13 protein-coding genes are annotated in these 16,741 nt (G+C 65.8%); 4 read left to right on the top strand and 9 right to left on the bottom strand.

What is annotated here, in order from left to right:
- Positions 1–15: 15 nt before the first annotated feature.
- The 9 genes from bcsA to ACCQ07_RS17185 all read right to left on the bottom strand — a co-directional run bounded on the left by bcsA (position 16) and on the right by ACCQ07_RS17185 (position 11,190).
- A complete protein-coding gene (bcsA, locus tag ACCQ07_RS17145) occupies positions 16–2,160 on the bottom strand; it encodes a UDP-forming cellulose synthase catalytic subunit (protein ID WP_055026843.1) in 2,145 nt (714 codons plus the stop codon).
- A gap of 84 nt (positions 2,161–2,244) precedes the next feature.
- Positions 2,245–2,721, bottom strand: a complete 477-nt coding sequence (locus tag ACCQ07_RS17150) for a hypothetical protein (protein ID WP_011348568.1) — start codon at positions 2,719–2,721, stop codon at positions 2,245–2,247.
- 28 nt (positions 2,722–2,749) lie between these two features.
- Positions 2,750–3,205: a cellulose biosynthesis protein BcsD gene (gene bcsD, locus ACCQ07_RS17155; RefSeq protein ID WP_008573758.1), complete on the bottom strand. Its 456-nt coding sequence runs from the start codon at positions 3,203–3,205 to the stop codon at positions 2,750–2,752.
- Between the two features lie 207 nt (positions 3,206–3,412).
- Positions 3,413–4,591 carry a nicotinate phosphoribosyltransferase gene (gene pncB, locus ACCQ07_RS17160; RefSeq protein WP_008573756.1) on the bottom strand — a complete coding sequence of 393 codons (1,179 nt, stop codon included), beginning with the start codon at positions 4,589–4,591 and terminating at the stop codon, positions 3,413–3,415.
- A gap of 383 nt (positions 4,592–4,974) precedes the next feature.
- Positions 4,975–5,943: a glycoside hydrolase family 113 gene (locus tag ACCQ07_RS17165; RefSeq protein WP_008573755.1), complete on the bottom strand. Its 969-nt coding sequence runs from the start codon at positions 5,941–5,943 to the stop codon at positions 4,975–4,977.
- Positions 5,925–7,220, bottom strand: coding sequence for a hypothetical protein (locus tag ACCQ07_RS17170; protein WP_008573754.1), 1,296 nt, complete (start codon positions 7,218–7,220; stop codon positions 5,925–5,927). Before ACCQ07_RS17170 ends, ACCQ07_RS17165 begins: the two co-directional genes overlap by 19 nt.
- A gap of 49 nt (positions 7,221–7,269) precedes the next feature.
- Positions 7,270–9,177, bottom strand: coding sequence for a glycosyltransferase family 2 protein (locus tag ACCQ07_RS17175; protein ID WP_372363485.1), 1,908 nt, complete (start codon positions 9,175–9,177; stop codon positions 7,270–7,272).
- Between the two features lie 10 nt (positions 9,178–9,187).
- On the bottom strand, positions 9,188–10,222 hold the full coding sequence (locus ACCQ07_RS17180; protein ID WP_209261399.1) for a hypothetical protein: 1,035 nt from the start codon (positions 10,220–10,222) through the stop codon (positions 9,188–9,190).
- Positions 10,223–10,350: 128 nt separating this feature from the next.
- Positions 10,351–11,190 (bottom strand): glycosyltransferase family 2 protein, encoded by an 840-nt coding sequence (locus ACCQ07_RS17185; RefSeq protein ID WP_011348572.1) that lies wholly within the window; start codon positions 11,188–11,190, stop codon positions 10,351–10,353.
- 603 nt (positions 11,191–11,793) lie between these two features.
- Between ACCQ07_RS17185 and ACCQ07_RS17190 the strand changes: the two genes are divergently transcribed.
- From ACCQ07_RS17190 to ACCQ07_RS17205, 4 genes are all read left to right on the top strand, one after another.
- Positions 11,794–12,951: a phosphotransferase enzyme family protein gene (locus ACCQ07_RS17190; RefSeq protein ID WP_071118496.1), complete on the top strand. Its 1,158-nt coding sequence runs from the start codon at positions 11,794–11,796 to the stop codon at positions 12,949–12,951.
- 31 nt (positions 12,952–12,982) lie between these two features.
- Entirely contained in the window at positions 12,983–15,145 is a 2,163-nt protein-coding gene (locus ACCQ07_RS17195) for a TonB-dependent receptor (RefSeq protein WP_372363486.1), read from the top strand.
- Positions 15,146–15,325: 180 nt separating this feature from the next.
- Positions 15,326–15,901: a nicotinamide riboside transporter PnuC gene (pnuC, locus tag ACCQ07_RS17200; RefSeq protein WP_008573740.1), complete on the top strand. Its 576-nt coding sequence runs from the start codon at positions 15,326–15,328 to the stop codon at positions 15,899–15,901.
- A gap of 105 nt (positions 15,902–16,006) precedes the next feature.
- Complete coding sequence (locus ACCQ07_RS17205; RefSeq protein ID WP_008573738.1) at positions 16,007–16,735, top strand: UTRA domain-containing protein; 729 nt, start codon at positions 16,007–16,009, stop codon at positions 16,733–16,735.
- Positions 16,736–16,741: the final 6 nt, after the last annotated feature.

Raw genomic sequence — 16,741 nt, forward strand, 5'->3', positions numbered from 1 at the left:
CACCACGCATCACACTCACGACTCCAGATCCACCGGGCGCCTCGGACGAAAGCCCTGCCGCGCGCTGTCCACGATATGCCCGCCCAGTCGCCCGAATCCGCGTGCACTGGCTTCCAACACCTGGCCCATCGAGCGCCAGAACGCATCGCGGTCGTGCTGGCCCCACTGCGACAGCCAGATGTCGGCGCGCGCGAAGGTCGACGCCACCAGCCAGCGCTCCTGTTCCATCGACATCTGCGTAAACTGGATGCTGACCTGTCCATCGCGATCCTGGCGCACCACCGCCGGCAAGGTCTGCTCCACGCCACGGTGGCTCAGGCCGATCTGCACCGGCAGACCCGGCTCGATCGGCTGTGGCTGCGCGAGCGTGATCGCCATGCCGCCCGTGGAAAAATTCACCGAGCGACTCGGCAGCACACCGCCGTCGGGCAGATACAGGGTGACCGGCACATCCAGCGGCACACGGTGTGCGCTGCGCACCTGGCGCGTTTCGCTGGCGGTGGCAATCGTGGCGCCCAGCAGCACCATGTTGTAGAGCGTCCAGGCCAGGTTGAACCAGATGGTCTGCTGCTCGCCGCTGCCACCCACATAGATCAACCGCAGCACCCCAGCCACCACGCCCACCACGTTGAGCAACAACAGGAACAGATACGGCTTGGCGATCTGCGCGTCGAAATAGCTGCGCGACACCAGCCCACCCTTGGGAGTGACGTTGAACTTGCCGAGTTTGGGATTGAGCAGGGCCACCAGCGTGGGACGGAAGATGTACCAGGCCAGCGTGGTTTCGTAGACCTCGTTCCACAGCAAATGGCGGAAGCGGCTCTGCACGCGCAGGTTGGTCAGGTTGGCCTGCAGGATGTGCGGCAAGGCGTAGGCCAGGATCATCAACGCAGAGGCCTGGATCACATGCGCGCCGAAGAACAGATAGGCCAGCGGCGCAGTCAGATAGATGATGCGCGGCAAACCATAGAAGAAGTGCAGCATCGCGTTGAGGTAGCACAGCCGCTGCGACAGTTTGAGCCCGCGCCCCAGCAAGGGGTTGTCGATGCGCGCGATCTGCGCCATGCCGCGCGCCCAGCGGATGCGCTGCGCCACGTGGCCGGACAGGCTTTCGGTGGCCAGACCCGCAGCCTGCGGCACGGCCAGGTAGGCGGTGCGGTAACCGCGGCGCTGCAGTTTGAGCGCGGTGTGCGCATCTTCGGTGACCGTTTCCACCGCCACGCCGCCCACTTCTTCCAGCGCGGTGCGCTTGATCACCGCACACGAGCCACAGAAGAACGTGGCATTCCACTGGTCGTTGCCATCCTGCAGCAGGCCGTAGAACAACTCGCCTTCGTTGGGCACCTTGCCATGCGTGTCCAGGTTGCGTTCGAACGGGTCCGGCGAAAAGAAATAGTGCGGCATCTGCACCAGTGCCAGCTTGGTGTCGTGCAGGAACCAGCCCATCGCCACCTGCAGAAAACTGCGGGTGGGAATGTGGTCGCAATCGAAGATGGCCACATAATCGCCACTGCACTTCTTCAACGCGGCATTGATGTTGCCGGCCTTGGCATGCGCGTTGTTGGTGCGGGTGACGTAATTGATGCCGACCTCGGCGCAGAACGCGCGAAACTCGTCGCGACGGCCGTCGTCCAGCAAATGGATGGTGATCTTGCCGGCCGGCCAATCGATCACGCTGGCCGCCAGCACGGTGGTGCGCACCACCGACAGCGGCTCGTTGTAGGTCGGGATGAACACGTCCACGCTGGGCCACAGGCGCTGGTCGGCCGGCAGCGGCACCGGCTTGCGGTTGAGCGGCCACAGCACCTGGAAATAGCCCAGCACCAGGATCACGAAGGCATACAGCTCGGCGCCAAGCAGGCCCAGGCCGAGGATGAAATCCACCGCGCTGCCCACGCCCATGGTCTGGGTCATGCGCCACCAGATGTAGCGGCACGACACCGCCAGCGACATCCCCATCATCATCAGGATGACCACCCGCCCGCCGCGGTTGCGCACCGCCAGCGCCACCGCGAACAACACGCCGGAAAACACCAGCTGCTGCGTCACATCCATCGGCACGGCCACCACGAACACCAGCAGCAACGCACCCAGCAACCACAGCGCCCAGGTCGCCAGCGTCGGCAGCGGTGATGCGCAATGGCGGTTGGCAGCGGTCATCAATCGTCCTTCAGGCATGGCGGCGTGCGGCACAACAAGCGACAAGCGCACCGGCGCCTGCAGCGGGAAACAACGGGCAACAGCTCAACGCGAGCGCAGGCGCTTGAGCGGGCTTTGCGCGCAGCTGCGCGCATCGGCCTGCAACAGGCGCTGGAACAAGCGCTCCAACGGCGTCTGCGCCGGCCGATCGGCCGGCTGCACGCCGCGCGGCGCAGGTTCGTCGAGCTGACGCAATTTGCGCAGCGGGGCGAGCGCATCCGGCACCGGGTCTGCTGCCGTCACGACGGGTTGCAGCGAGCGCTCTGGCGCCGGTACGGCGGCCGGCATGCCCAAGTTTGGCGTCGGCGCGGCAACCGCCACCGGCGGCTGCACGGCATCGGGCGCAACGGTGACCGGTTCGACCGCTACAGGCGCACCGGCCTGCGGCAGGCTGCAGGTGCGCGGCGACAGCTGGGTGTAGGCGAAATCGTGGTACCCCTGGCTGGCCGGCGTCCCCAAACGCGCGAACAGGCCCGACACATCGTCATGTTGGGGTGCGTCCTTGCCCTTCCTTGCTGTCATCACACTCTCCTTGCCCGATCAGACATGCTCATGCCGTGCGCGCCAACACCAGGCGGCGCAGATCGACGGTGTCGCTCGGCACGCTCTGCACCGCCAGACCCGCCAGCATCCCCAGTTGCTGAAACCACCCCTCGTAGACACCCTGCAAAAACCCATCGCTCCACGCGGCGCCATTCAGCGCGACGCTCAACGGCGCCCCCGCGTGCCGGATCTGCACATGGTCGGTGTATTCCTCCAACACGCACTGGCCCCAATCGCAGCGGTCCCAGACCGCATTGGCCGCGAGCTGCGCGTCGTCCAGCGTGGCGCACGGCGCAAGCCGCTGTTCGCGTGCGAAGCGCTGGCCGATTCGCGCCATCAACAGGGCCAGATCGTCCTCGGGCAACTCGGCGCCGAACTCCTCGGCCATCGCGCGCACAAACCCCAGCCATTGCCGGGAGCAACTGCGCGTACGGTATAGCGGCAGCGGGTCGAGTGCGCTCATTCAACAGACTTCGCAAGGAAAAAAGGGCCGTCACATGCGACGCATGCACCCGATGTGATGCATGCGTGATGACATGTTAGCGGCCGCCATCCTCGAATCGAGATCTGCGTCTCACTTTTCTCGGGCATTCCCCGACAGCGTGTAGGGAATTTCTGTAGCGGGTGGCGACGCGCGCCAGTCAGTCCCCGCCGGCATCGCCCCGAACAATCATCCCTCTGCCATCGGCGGCAGTCCGAACACGTCGCGCAGATAGCGCAGATACCCGATGTCCTCGCACATGCTCTTGCCGGGCGAGTCGCTGAGCTTGGCCACCGGCTGGCCATTGCAGCGGACCATCTTGATCACGATCTGCAGCGGCGTCGGCCCCAGATCGTTGGTCAGGCTGGTGCCTACCCCGAAGGCCAGCCGGCAGCGCGTGTGGAAGTGCTGGTACAGCCGCATCACCTTGTCGATATTGAGCCCGTCGCTGAACACCAGCACCTTGGTCCGGGGATCGACGCGGTGCGCTTCCAGATGCGCGATGACGCGCTCGCCCCATTCGAACGGGTCACCCGAATCATGGCGCATGCCATCGAACAACTTGCAGAAATACAGATCGAAATCGCGCAGGAACGCATCCAGCCCAACCACGTCCGACAACGCGATACCCAGATCGCCACGGTATTCGCGCGCCCACGATTCCAGCGCCGCCACCTGCGAATCGCGCAGCCGCGGCCCCAACGCCTGGAACGCCTGCAGATACTCGTGCGCCATCGTGCCCAGCGGGGTCAGCCCGTACTGCTTGGCGAAATACACGTTACTGGTGCCGACGAACTGTTCGCCCAGGCCATCGCGCAGCAGCGGCAGCAACTCGCCATGCCATTGCCGCGAGTAGCGCCGCCGGGTGCCGTAGTCGGCGATCTTGCAGCCGGCCGGCATGCTGCGCAGGCTCGCCACCTTCTCGCGCAGGCGGCTGCGGCCCTCTTCGAAATCCGGCTCGGAGGTATTGCGAAACCACACCTCGTTGATGATCGCCAACAGCGGCACCTCGAACAGGATGGTGTGCAGCCAGGGGCCACGGATGGTCAGCTCGATCTCGCCCGGATGGGTGGCCGATGCGGTCAGGCTCAGATACTTGCGATCCAGATGGAACAGCGCCAGGAAGTCGGCGAAGTCCGGCTTGATGAAGCGCAGGCTGCGCAGGTAATCCACTTCGTCCTCGCGCAGCCGCAACCGGCACAGCGCGTCGATCTCGCGCGAGATCTCATCGACGAACTGCGCCAGATCCACGCCGGGGGTGCGGCACTTGAAGCGGTAATCCACCTGCGCTGCCGGGTGCTGGTGCAGCACTGCCTGCATCATGGTGAATTTGTACAGGTCGGTGTCGAGCAGCGAATGGATGATCATGCCGCCGGATTATGCCCTTGGCGGCGATGACAGCGCGTGCAGTGCGCAAGCCGCGTGAGAACGCAGCGCACCGCACCGGCGGGTCCTTGGCAAGGTTGGCCAGCGCGTTTCAACCCGTTCTGCGCAGCGCAGCCGCTGGCGGAAGGAGCACGTCGGAAGGCATGCAACGTGACGCCAGCACGTGCAGCTGCGCCCGTCTGACGCACAGCACAGGCGCACGCCATGCACGTGCAGCGCGATCTAGCGCGACCGGCAACCAGAGCGAGCCCGCATCACGTGACGTGGCCGGCGTCAGAAGCCCAAGCGTGCGAGCGGGTTCTGGCGATCCCGGGCACTGGCCGCGCCCCGACGCTGCGGCGAACGCAGCTGTTCGCCAGTCGCCCTCAGCGCGCCAGCACCTGCTGCGCCGGCTTGCCCTGCACGGTGAAATCGCTGTCGCCCGGGCCGCCGGCCTTGGGGTCGGTATACCAGCACCACAGCGCAATGCCTTCCACGCCATGCGCCTGCAGTACCTTGCGCCACTGCTGCAACACCTGCAGCTGCAGGCGCGTATCGACGGCGGCCGTGCGCTGCTCCGGGCTTTCCCACGGCGCCGCCAGACTACCGCGCGCCGAACGCAACCCCAGCTCGGCCACCCACACCGGCTTGCCCACGCGCTGACCCAACTGCTGCAGGCGTTGCGCCGCGGCGGTCATTTCAGCGCTGCGTGCGTCGGCAGCTTCGGACAGGCGCGGATACAGGCTGGTGCCCACCGCATCGAACAACGACCAGTAACGGAAGCTCTCGGCATGCTCCATGCCGTCGGCCACGTACAACAGTTTTCCGTGGTAGACCTTGCGCACTGCCGCGACCAACGCCGGCCATTGCGGCGCGTCCTGCAACTTGCGCAACTCGGTGCCGATCACCAACGCTTCGGCGTGTTCGTCCTGGGCCAACCTGGCCAATGGCAGCAATGCCTGCTGATAGGCCGCAAACCACGCCGCCGGGTCGGTGGGCGCGGCATCGCCGGCCCAGTGTCCCGGAATCCAGACATGCACCTTGAGCGTCGGCTGCAATCCAGCCTGCAGGCTTTGCCGCAACGCAGCGCGCATGGCGTCCACACTGCTGTCGCTGCCCAGCACCGGGTCGTTGGACTGCGGGTTGGCCTGCCACACGAACGCGACCAGCAACGCCTTGCTGGCCCCCGTCTTGGCCAGTGCGTCCAGCGACTGCGCTGCAGCCTGACTTTCCCACGGGGCGTTGGCGGACACCTTGACGTTGGCGCCCATCCAGGTCGGCGCGGCGGCATTGCAGCCGTTTGCCAGCAGACACACGCCGATCAACGTTGCGACGCTTAGAACGCGCTTGAACATGCAGCAGACACCTCGGCATTCGGCGGCGCCGCGTGCCGGGAGCACGCCGTCGCACGCAAGGATGCACTGTTCTTGTCCTGCGGCACCGCCGTGACCGCTGCCGGGTTGGCCGGCTCGGCAGTGTCGGCAGATGCCGTTGCAGCCGGGGCCACCGCAGCGCTCTGGGCCATCGCCGGCTGCATCACCCCAGCCTCCTGCGTAGCGGGAGCGGCCGCCGCACGCACCGGCAACGATACCGGCGTCGTCATGACAACGGCCTCGCCCTGCATCAGGGCCTGTTCGTCGGGCGCTGCGGCACGCATCCAGCTACCCCAACCCTGCGGTTGTGCCCAGATCGCACCCACCAGGCCCAACACCAGCAATCCGGCCGCCTGGCCGCGCTGGTCGGCGTGCAGCGCACGCAGCAACAACGCCGCCGGCACCCACAACAGCAGCAGGGCATCGAAGCCAGCCCAGCCGAACGCGAACGACAACGCAGCCGCGCAGATCACGGTGCCGGCACTGGCCACCACGCCACGCGCCAACGCACCGCTGCGCGCACGCGCCACCAGCGCAAGCACCGGGAAGCACGCCACGGCCGCCACACCCCAGCGGACCGCCGGCAACCAGCCGTCGGCATGGCCGGCCAGTGGCAACGGCAACGGATGCGACGCCTGGGCAATGCTGGACAGCGTCGGCCACGGCGCATTGAACACGACCAGATTCACGTAGGCCCACATGCCGACCAGGAATGCGAACGGCAGATAGCACACCAGATAGAACGAGCCTGGTGCCTTGCGCAGCATCTGCGGCGGCATGACCAGCAGCAGCCACGGCGCGACCATTGTCGACAGCGCCAGCGTCTGCAGATCCAGGCACAGCAAAATGCACAACCAGCCCGCAATGCGCAGATAGGTGAAGGCTTCCACTGGCGCCTGCAAGCGGCGCAAGGTGCGGCACAAACCATAGAAGGCCAGCAACCCCACTGCCTGGCTGCCGCCGGCAGCGATCGGCAGCAGGAACAGCGGGTTGCAGCCCACCAGCAGCGTCAGCGCACTGGCCCAGCCGCGCCCGAACACGCCAGCCAGATCGCGCCACAGCAGCGACAGGAACAGCGCGTTCGCAGCCACCGCGACACATGGCCAGACCTGGAACGGCAGATTCCAGCGATGCAAGGTGAGATCGACCGCCCACGCCAGCAACCCGGTCGCCGGCACGCCGATGTCCGGCGCAAGCGCGGGCGTCGTGGCCACCGACTGCACCAGCAGCGGCTGGCTCAGCAGCGACAGCGCCACCACGGCGATGAGAAACGCCGGCAGCCCGCTCTCGCGACGCTGCGCAACCGGCTCACTCTTCGAGTGCGGCGCGGCGCTCGTTTTCCGAATGCTTGCTGATGCCATGCGTGGTCTTCTCCCAATAGAACGGATTGTGGATCAGCTGCCAGAGACCCTTGTAGGCGGCGATCGACTGCAACGCCCAGTAGAACGGCACCGTCAGTGCGTACGGCGCCAGCTTGAAGTAGTCGCGCTTGAACGCTGCAACCAGCGTGATGTAGATGAAGAACGCATTGGCCAGCAGCAGATTGACCAGCGAGACCCCCGCCAGCCACGGCGGGAAGAAGCGTTCGAACATCGTGGTGCCGGTCAGCGCCCACGCCGCGTACAACGCCCAGAGCACCGGCACGCCCAATGCGGTGAAAAAACCGCCGCCGATGAAGAACTGGAACCCCCAAAATCCCTTGAAGCCGGTGCTGCGATACAGATGCACCGGGTCGCGCATGTGCACCAGCCAGGTCTGCATATAGCCCTTGAGCCAGCGCGACCGCTGCCGGATCCAGTTGGGAATGCTGACGTTGGCTTCTTCGAAGGTGGTGGAATTGACCACATTGACGCGGTATCCGTTCTGGATCAGCCGCACGCCCAGATCGGCGTCTTCGGTGACGTTGTACGGATCCCACGCGCGCACCTGGCGCAATACGTCCAGACGGAAGTGATTGGAGGTGCCACCCAACGGAATCGGAATGCGCAGGTATTCCAGCGCCGGCAGGTAGAAGTCGAACCAGAGCGTGTACTCCAGCGTGAACATCCGCGTCAGCCAGTTTTCGTCGGCGTTGTAGTAGTTCAGCCGCGCCTGGATGCACACCACATCCTTTTCGGCCTTGCGGAATGCCGCCACCACGCGCTTGAGCTGGTCCGGCTCGGGCTTGTCTTCGGCGTCGTAGATGGTAAGCAGCTGCCCACGCGCAAAATGCAGTGCGTAGTTGCAGGCCTTGGGCTTGGTCTTGGGCTGCGACGGCGGCACCCGGATGATTTCGAAGAACGCTTCCAGGCCGAGTTTCTTGGCCGCTTCGATGGTGTCCAGGTCGTCCGCTTCCAGCACCAGCTTGACGTCCAGCTTGCTGATCGGGTAATCCAGCTTGCGCAGCGCGTTGGCCAGGATCGGCAGGACTTCCGGCTCCTTGTACATCGGCACCAGCACGGTATAGACCGGCAGGTCGTCGTCGCGCAGCGCGGCCACCTCGTCTTCGGTGACCTTGATGTCGATGCGATGGCGCGAGCCGAACCACACCAGCAGCAACTTCAACCCGAAGGTGGCCAGAAAGCCCAGCGCCACCAGCACGTTGACGGCAATCAGGGCCGGCACCGGGAACAGCACCAACGTCGCCAGCATCACCGCCGCCAACGCCCACAACGCGAACTTCTGCCCGCGCGTGATGACCTGGCGTGCCGAATACGTCGGCGCATGCGCCGCAAGCAGGTTCAGCGCGTTGTCGGTGAGCTGCTCGTCGGCATAGCGCTGCAGGCTCCAGATGATGTCGAACTTGGCGGTACCGACAAAGCGCACGTCTTCGCCGTAATGGGCACGTGCCCAGGCGAACAAGGCCGGATCCGGATCGGCTACCGCCAGCACCAGCACACCGTCCTCGCGCCGCCACGGCAACACCAGGCGCTGCGCGTAGCTATCCAGGTCGCCGGGGGTGAGCAGCGCAGGATTCGGCGGCTGCTGCACCAGATCGATGAATTGCAGCCCGAAGTGTGCGGCAACGATGGCGTAGAACCGCTGCGCCGGCACGCCGCGCTGGGCCAGGATCACATCGCCAAGGCGCGAATTCCAGCGTTGCTGCAAGGCCAGCGCCGAGCGCAGCTGTTCATCGGTGATGACGCCTGCAGACACCAGCGCACGACCCAGCAGACCGCGTTCGCGGCCGATGTCCGGTGCTCGTCCCAGCGCGTCCGTTTCGCAAGTGACCGTCATGTGCGGCCCCTCAGAAACGCCACCAGGCGGCCACGAATGGCCCGCCCGCGGCACCGGTGTTGCGCCCCATCACCGGCTGCTGATACCCCACCTGCCATTGGCTGCCACCCGGCGCCGTGTACAGCGTGGACAACTGCAACTTGGTGAGATCGTAGTTGGTGCCGGTGGCGACGAAGCCCACGCCGCCACCGCTACCGGCAACATCGAAGTTGCCACGCCCGTTGCCCAACCCCTGGATCACATTGAGTTCGCCCAACAGCAGCCAACTCGGGGTCAGACTCAGACCTGTGGACGCGTCTACCCGCAGTTCGTCGGACGCCGCGCTTCCGCGCAGGCGGACCGCACCCCCCAGATCGACATAGCCGTTGCGGCCGCCCAGCGTGTAGCCACGGCCGCGGCTGTAGCGCAGCTCAAGGCCATAGTCGCCCAGGCCAAGCGCAGGGTCGGAATTGGCAGAAGGATTGTTCGGGTGGTAGGTCTTGCTGCGCCCATACGCGGGGATGCTCACCAGGGCCTGCACGGCACTGCGCCAGACATCGTTCTGCGCGCTCGGCAACGCATAGCGCAAGCCGATTTCCTGATCGGCAAAACCGGTCGTCGTGGTTTGCTGACGGCCGTTGACGGCATCGTGGTTGCTGAAACCCACGTCGTTGAAATAGAAGTTGCCGATGAAGCTGAGCTTTTCGGTCAGACCATGCTCGACATAGACGTTGAGCTGGTCCTGACGGCTGCGGCCATTGCCATCGAACTGCTGGCCGTCGCCGAAGGTCGTGCGGTGGTGGCTGTCGTCGAACCACCCGCGGCCATCGCTATGCAGCGCCTTGACGATCACCAGGGTGTCGCCCTGCGGCTGGGTCCACGCACCGGCCAATGCGGTGCCTGGCAATGCGGCCAGCACACAGCTCAGTGCAAGCGCCGATGCCAGGACCGACAGCGCACGCGGTTGGGTTGGATGGGGATGACACGGCGAGGCAATCGAACTGGACTGCAGCGGGGTAGCGCACGACCGACGTACCCGCCTTTGCGGGTCGTTCTGTAAAGACATTGCACGATTCCTGATGGGGGACCCGGAAGGGACAGGAAGCTAGGGTTGATCACACTTCGGGGCGAAACGTATCACAGTTGCGGCCGGCGCCCCATCACCGACTTATCACAAATTTAACGCGATCCAACTCATTTGTTTTGCAACAAACGCGGCACCTGGGCCACTGCGTGGATCCAGATCGCAAGCCACACGCCAAGCCGCGTCGGCAGCCCGCGTCGATCGGCCTCGAATTTACGAAAATAGCGCCACAATCCACGATGTTTGTGCCACTCCACAAAGAACGGCCGCGCGCGGCTGGAGACCCCGCGTACGTGGAGCACCTGCAGATCGTTGGCCACCGCCACCAGGGCACCGGCCTGGCGGGCGCGCCGGCACAGATCCAGGTCTTCAGCATGCAGCCGGTAATTGCCGTCCCAGCCGCCCAGCCGGTCGAACAGGCTGCGCTGCATCAGCATCAACGCCCCGGAAATGGCATCCACCGGCTGCAGGGCGCGCGACGGATCGGCCGGCACCGCCAGATTGGCGGCGGCGCGCGGCGCGCGCAGCATCGCGGCGAAGTCAGGGTCGCGGCGGCGCACGGCCGCATCCGGGCGCCCCTGCTCATCCACCTGCTCCACCCCCAGCAACACCGCCGGATGTCCCGCTGCCCGGTCGTACAGCTGCAGCAAGGTATCGCGCGCGACCATCAGGTCCGGGTTGATGAAGACCAGCCAGGGTGCCTGCGAATCGCGCGCGCCCTGGTTGCAGGCAGTCGCAAAACCAGGGTTGTCGGGATTGGCGATGAAATGCAGCCGCGCATCGGCCAGGGCATGACGCTGCACCACTTCCAGGGTGTCGTCGCTGGAAGCGTTGTCGACCACGCGGATCTCGCTGATGCCCTCGGCCGCGCGCAATCGCGACAGGCACGCATCGATGGTGCTGCTGCTTTCATAAGTGACGACGACGGCGGCGATCTGGACGGGAGTCATCCGGCCATTATCCGGTGCCGGAGCGGCGCAGCGCCATCTTGGATTGGCCGACGCTCGCTGCGCGACAGGCGCTGCCGCGGCCGCATCGCGCCGACGTCCGGACGCGATTGGAACTGCGCCACGCTTCCGCTTGCACGCAGTGCCCGGGCGCGAACGCGCCTTGCAGCATGGCGACCCACCGCCGCAAGGCGCATACTGCGCGCCCGGAGCCGCACGCGGTTTCCGTTGCCACACTTTTGTGCAACCGGCAAACCGACTGCGCAGCCAGGCAAGCGCGGGCAGCACGCGATGCATGTACCAGGAGTACATCTGCGTCAGAGCGCGTCGCCCGCTGCACCTGATCGCCAGCCGGGTTGCAGGTTGCTTTTGGTGCACTCCCACACCTGATTGTTGAGATGACGGTTAGCGACCTTGCGGTTTCGCGCTGCCTTTTCATTGCTTGCATCGCCGCGACCTGATGGCGGATGCGATGCGACAACGGCCCGGCAGCGCCGTTCTTGTTCTTGCCGGCGCGCGCGCCGCGTCCGCCGCCTCACTCCCGATAACCTGGTCTATACCACTCACCGGCGCAGCACGGTTGCCGCGCCCGTCGGGAGTCAGGCCATGAACGTGCCGCATCAGGTGCATGGCATGAGCCTGGAACTGGCATTGCCGGACTGGCCAGTCCTGACCACCGATGAAATCCATCGCGTGCTGCAGCGGTTTGCGGCGGTGGGCCACCTCACTGCGGTGCGCTGGCATAGCGCGCGCCCGTTCTCGGCAGCGGCCTGCGTGGACACTGCAAGCGGCCCGGTCATCGTCAAACGCCACCACTGCAGTGTGCGCAGCGTAGCCGCGCTGCGCGAGGAACACAGCTTCATGGCCCATCTGCGCTGGGCCGGCGCGCCGGTGGTGGAGGTGCTGCACGACGCCCGGGGCCGCACTGCGCTGGCGCACGCCGATTGGGTGTACGAAGTGCAGCGGGTGGGTGCGGGGCACGACCTCTACCGCGATGCATTGTCGTGGACGCCGTTCTCCGATGTTGCGCATGCGCGGGCGGCCGGCGCCGCGTTGGCGCAACTGCATTGCGCGGCCCAGGGTTTCGATGCGCCGGCACGCTCCACCAGCGTGCTGGTCGCCAATCTGCGATTGTTTGCCCAGGCAGACCCCCTGCAGGCGTTGCACGATGCCTTGCCAACGCGGCCGCACCTTGAAGCAGCCCTTCAGGACCGCCCCTGGCCAGACGATCTGGCCACCCACGTGCTGCCCTGGCATGCCCAGGCGTGGCCGCTGCTGTCTGCGCCAGGCGCGCTACCGCCGCTGTGGACCCACGGCGATTGGCATGCGTCCAACCTGCTGTGGGACACCACCGACGGAGCCACCCGCGTCAGCGCCGTCTTCGATTTCGGATTGAGCGATTGCAGCAGCGCGCTATTCGATCTGGCCACCGCGATCGAACGCAACCTCATCCCCTGGTTGCGGCTGGACACCGGCGCACGCGCACAGGCCGAGCTCGACCAGCTCGACGCGCTGCTGGAGGGCTACGCGCAGCATCGCCCACTGGACGCAAACCACTTGCACCGCCTGGCTGCGCTGCTGCCGATCGTGCATGCCGACTTCGCCTTGAGCGAAATGGAATATTTCGCCGGCATCACGCGTTCGCCCGCCAATGTCGATATCGCCTATCACCGCTATCTGCTCGGCCACGCGGACTGGTTCGCCAGCACCGATGGCCAGCACCTGCTCGCGCATCTGCACGCACGTGCGCGCCGGCTGCCGTGAGCACTTTCCTTTCTCTGTCGAGTCCTGCCCAATGTCCGTTGCCTTCCCCCTGCTGTCCCGCTGCCCACTCGCGCTTGCACTGGCATTGTGCTGCGCCCCCGCACTGGCGCAGCAACAACCCGGCGCCGATGCGGTCGAACTGGACGCGGTCAACGTGCGTGGCGAGCGCGCGCAGACCAGCACGGCATTGAGCGGATTTGGCGCCACCCGGCTGCTGGACGCCCCCGCCTCGATCGCGATCATCGATCGTGCGCAATTGCTCGATCGCCAGGCGCGCGTACTCAGCGAGGTCTTGCGCGCCGATGCATCTGCCGGCGATGCGTATGCGCCGATCGGCTATTACGAAAACTTCGTGGTGCGCGGCTATTCGCTCAATGCCGCCAACAGTTACCGCATCAACGGCATGAGCGCGGTGGGCGAACAATCGATCGCACTGGAGAACAAACAGCAGGTGCAACTGCTCAAGGGCCTGGCCGGGCTGCAATCGGGCGTCAACGAACCGGCCGGACTGATCGACTACCGCACCAAGCGACCCGAGCACGTGCGCAGCGTCACCCTGGGCACCGACGAACAGGGCTCGCGCTATGTTGCCGCCGATCTGGGCGACTGGTTCGGTGCCGAACGCACGCTGGGCTTACGCGTCAACGCCGCACGCGAAGACATCGACAGCTATGTCGATCACGCCGACGGCTACCGCAATTTCCTGTCGCTGGCCGGCGACTGGAAGATCACCCCGCAGGCGCTGCTGCAGCTGGACGTGGAGTATCAGCACCGGCAACAGCGCTCGGTGCCCGGCTATCAACTGCTGGGCGGCACGCAGGTACCGCGCGATATCGATGTGCACCGCCTGCTCGGCTACCAGCCGTGGGCGCGGCCGGTGGAAATGGATGCGCTCAACGCGCAGCTGCGTTACGCCTACCAGTTCAACGACGACTGGCGCGCCACCGCCGAAGCATCGCGCAGTCGCTCGAAGATCAACGATTTCTCTGCATTCGCCTGGGGCTGTTATGGCGCGGCAAGTTGCGCCGACATCGCCACGCCGAACTTCTTCAGCGCGCAGGGCGAATACGACATCTACGATTACCGCAGCCCCGACGACACCCGCATGCACGATCAGCTGCGTGCCACGCTCGAAGGACACGTCGCGACCGGCGCGTTTGAGCAACACCTGAGCATCGGCGGCGAGTGGCTGCGCCGCACCATCGACCGTTTTGGTTCGGTCAACGAATTCGTCGGCGGCGGCAGCATCGATCGCGACCCGGAGGTCTTTGCGCAGACCGATGTTGCGCTGGACCCCAAGCAGCGCCGTCTGGACAGCCGCCAACGCGCGCTGGTCATGGCCGACCGGATCGGCCTGGGCGCGCAGTGGGAACTGTCGCTTGGCGCGCGCTACGTGCAACTGAACGAACGCAGCTTCGATCGCGACGGCCTGCTGGAGCGACGCACGCGCAAAGACACGGTACTGCCGCAGGCGGCGCTGCTGTTCAAACCGCAGCAGAACATGTCGCTGTATGCCAGCTACGCCAAGAGCCTGGCGGCCGGCGGCACGGCGCCGTGGTTTGCCGATAACGCCGACCAGATCCTGCCGCCCACCAATGCGTACCAACTGGAAACCGGCGCAAAGATCGACCTGCAGGGCCTGCGTCTGGGCGCGGCACTGTTCGACATCCGCCAGGCCTATCAGTTCACCCAACCGCAGGCCGACGGCGGTCTGCTCTATGTGCAGCAGGGCCGCCTGCACAACCGCGGTCTGGAGCTATCTGCCGACGGTGCAGCGACCCGGCAGCTGCGTCTGTTCGCCAGCGTCGCGGCAATCCGCGCGCGTGCAGAGGACACCGACATTGCCGAGTACGAAGGCCATCAGGCGATCAACGTGCCCAAGCTGCGCGCCAGCGTGCAGGCCGATTACAGCGTGCCCGGTATCGATGGTCTGGCCCTGCTGGGCGGTGTGCAATACAGCGGGCGCAAGTTTGCCGACCGCCTCGGCAACGCCAACGTGCCGGCCTATACCGTAGCCAACCTGGGTGCCCGCTACGCCACGGCGCTGGGCGGGCTGGCGACCACCTGGCGCGTGAACGTGGACAACGTGTTCGACAAGCGCTATTGGCGCGATTCCGGCGAATATCAGGGCGATGCGTATCTGTTCCCCGGTGCGCCGCGCACCGCACGGCTGACGGTGCAGGTGGATTTCTAACCTGCAGTGTAGGCACACATTGTCGGGCAGCGTCGACAGCCGGTCACCGGCGCTGCCAGCTCGCCTGCGGATTGTGCTCGTGGACGACGAGGTGCCGTGTTCCAAGGCTGAACTGTATGCACCGTCGTCCCAACGCCTCCTACGCCGCAACACGTTGACCTATCACGCACCAGGTACCGCATGTCGCTGCTCGAATCCATCGCTGTCGTGATCAACCTGCTGGGCGTGTGGCTCACCGCGCGGCGCATTCGCTGGTGCTGGCCGGTGGGCATCGTGGCGGTGGCGTTGTATGCGTGGCTGTTCTACCAGTGGAAGCTGTACTCGGACATGCTGCTGCAAGGGGTCTACGTGCTGACCCAGCTCTACGGATGGTGGCACTGGCAACCCGGCAACGCTGCAGACACGCGGATACGCCCGCTGCCGATGCCGTCCGCCGAACGCTGGCTTTCGCTGGGCATCGGCGCGGCGTTCGCTGCGGCGCTCGGCGCCTATATGCATTACCGCACCGATGCGGTGCTGCCGTGGCTGGACGCGGCGCTGGCCAGTTTCAGCCTGGTGGCCAGCGTATGGGCAGCACGCAAGCGCATCGCCAACTGGGTATTGTGGATCGTGCTCGACTGCGTCTACGTCGGCGTCTTCATCAGCAAGGGGCTGTACCCTACTGCCCTGCTCTACGCAGGCTTCGTGGCGCTTGCGGTGTACGGCTGGCATAGCTGGAAAACCCAACAGAAACAGAACCTGGCCGTCGCACGCTAAGCCGGTCGCGGTTTGTGCGCGCGTTCTTCTTTACCATCGCAACATGCACGCCTGCCACCTCATTGCCTTGCTCACGCCCTGCGTCTTCCGCCTGCGGTTCGCCGCATGAGCGTGTCGCGCCAACACACCATCACCGAAGCGATCTCCGCACAAATCTCTGCCGGCGAATGGGGACCGGATCAACGCCTGCCGGTGGAACGCGCGTTGGCCGAGCGATTTTCCTGCACCCGCATCACGCTGCGCGAAGCGCTGCAGCAGCTTGAAGCCGAAGGCCGCATCTATCGCGAAAACCGCCGCGGCTGGTTCGTCAGCGCGCCGCGCGTGCGCTACGACCCCACCAGCATCGCCGGCTTCATGCAGTACGTGGCGGCGCAAGGACGCAAGCCGCGCACTGAATTATTGAGCGCCACCCGGCAGGTCGCGGGCGCGGCTTACGCCGCGGCGTTGCGACTGGACAGCCCGTACGACGAGGTGTTCGTCCTGCAACGTCGGCGCTGGATCGACCGCCGCGCAGTGCTGCTGGAAACCAATGTGGTGCTTGCGGACTGGGCGCCGGGCCTGCTCGAACACGATCTGGCAGGGTCGCTGTCCAGCGTGTTCAACCAGCGGCTGGGACTGTTCCTGAGCCGCGCGCAGCTGTCGATGCATCCGGCCGGATTGGACGCGACACAGGCGATGCTGCTGCAGTCCACGCCCGGCACGCCGTGTTTTCGGCTGCAGCGGATCAGCTTTGCCGAAGACGGCCGCGCGGTGGAACTGGATATCGAATCCTGGCGCCACGACGCATTGGATGTGGTGGTGCGGACCGAGGCGCCGACGCGGTCTGCTTTTTAGGGCCGG

This window comes from Xanthomonas sp. NCPPB 3583, assembly GCF_041475715.2.
Lineage (GTDB): Bacteria > Pseudomonadota > Gammaproteobacteria > Xanthomonadales > Xanthomonadaceae > Xanthomonas > Xanthomonas euvesicatoria.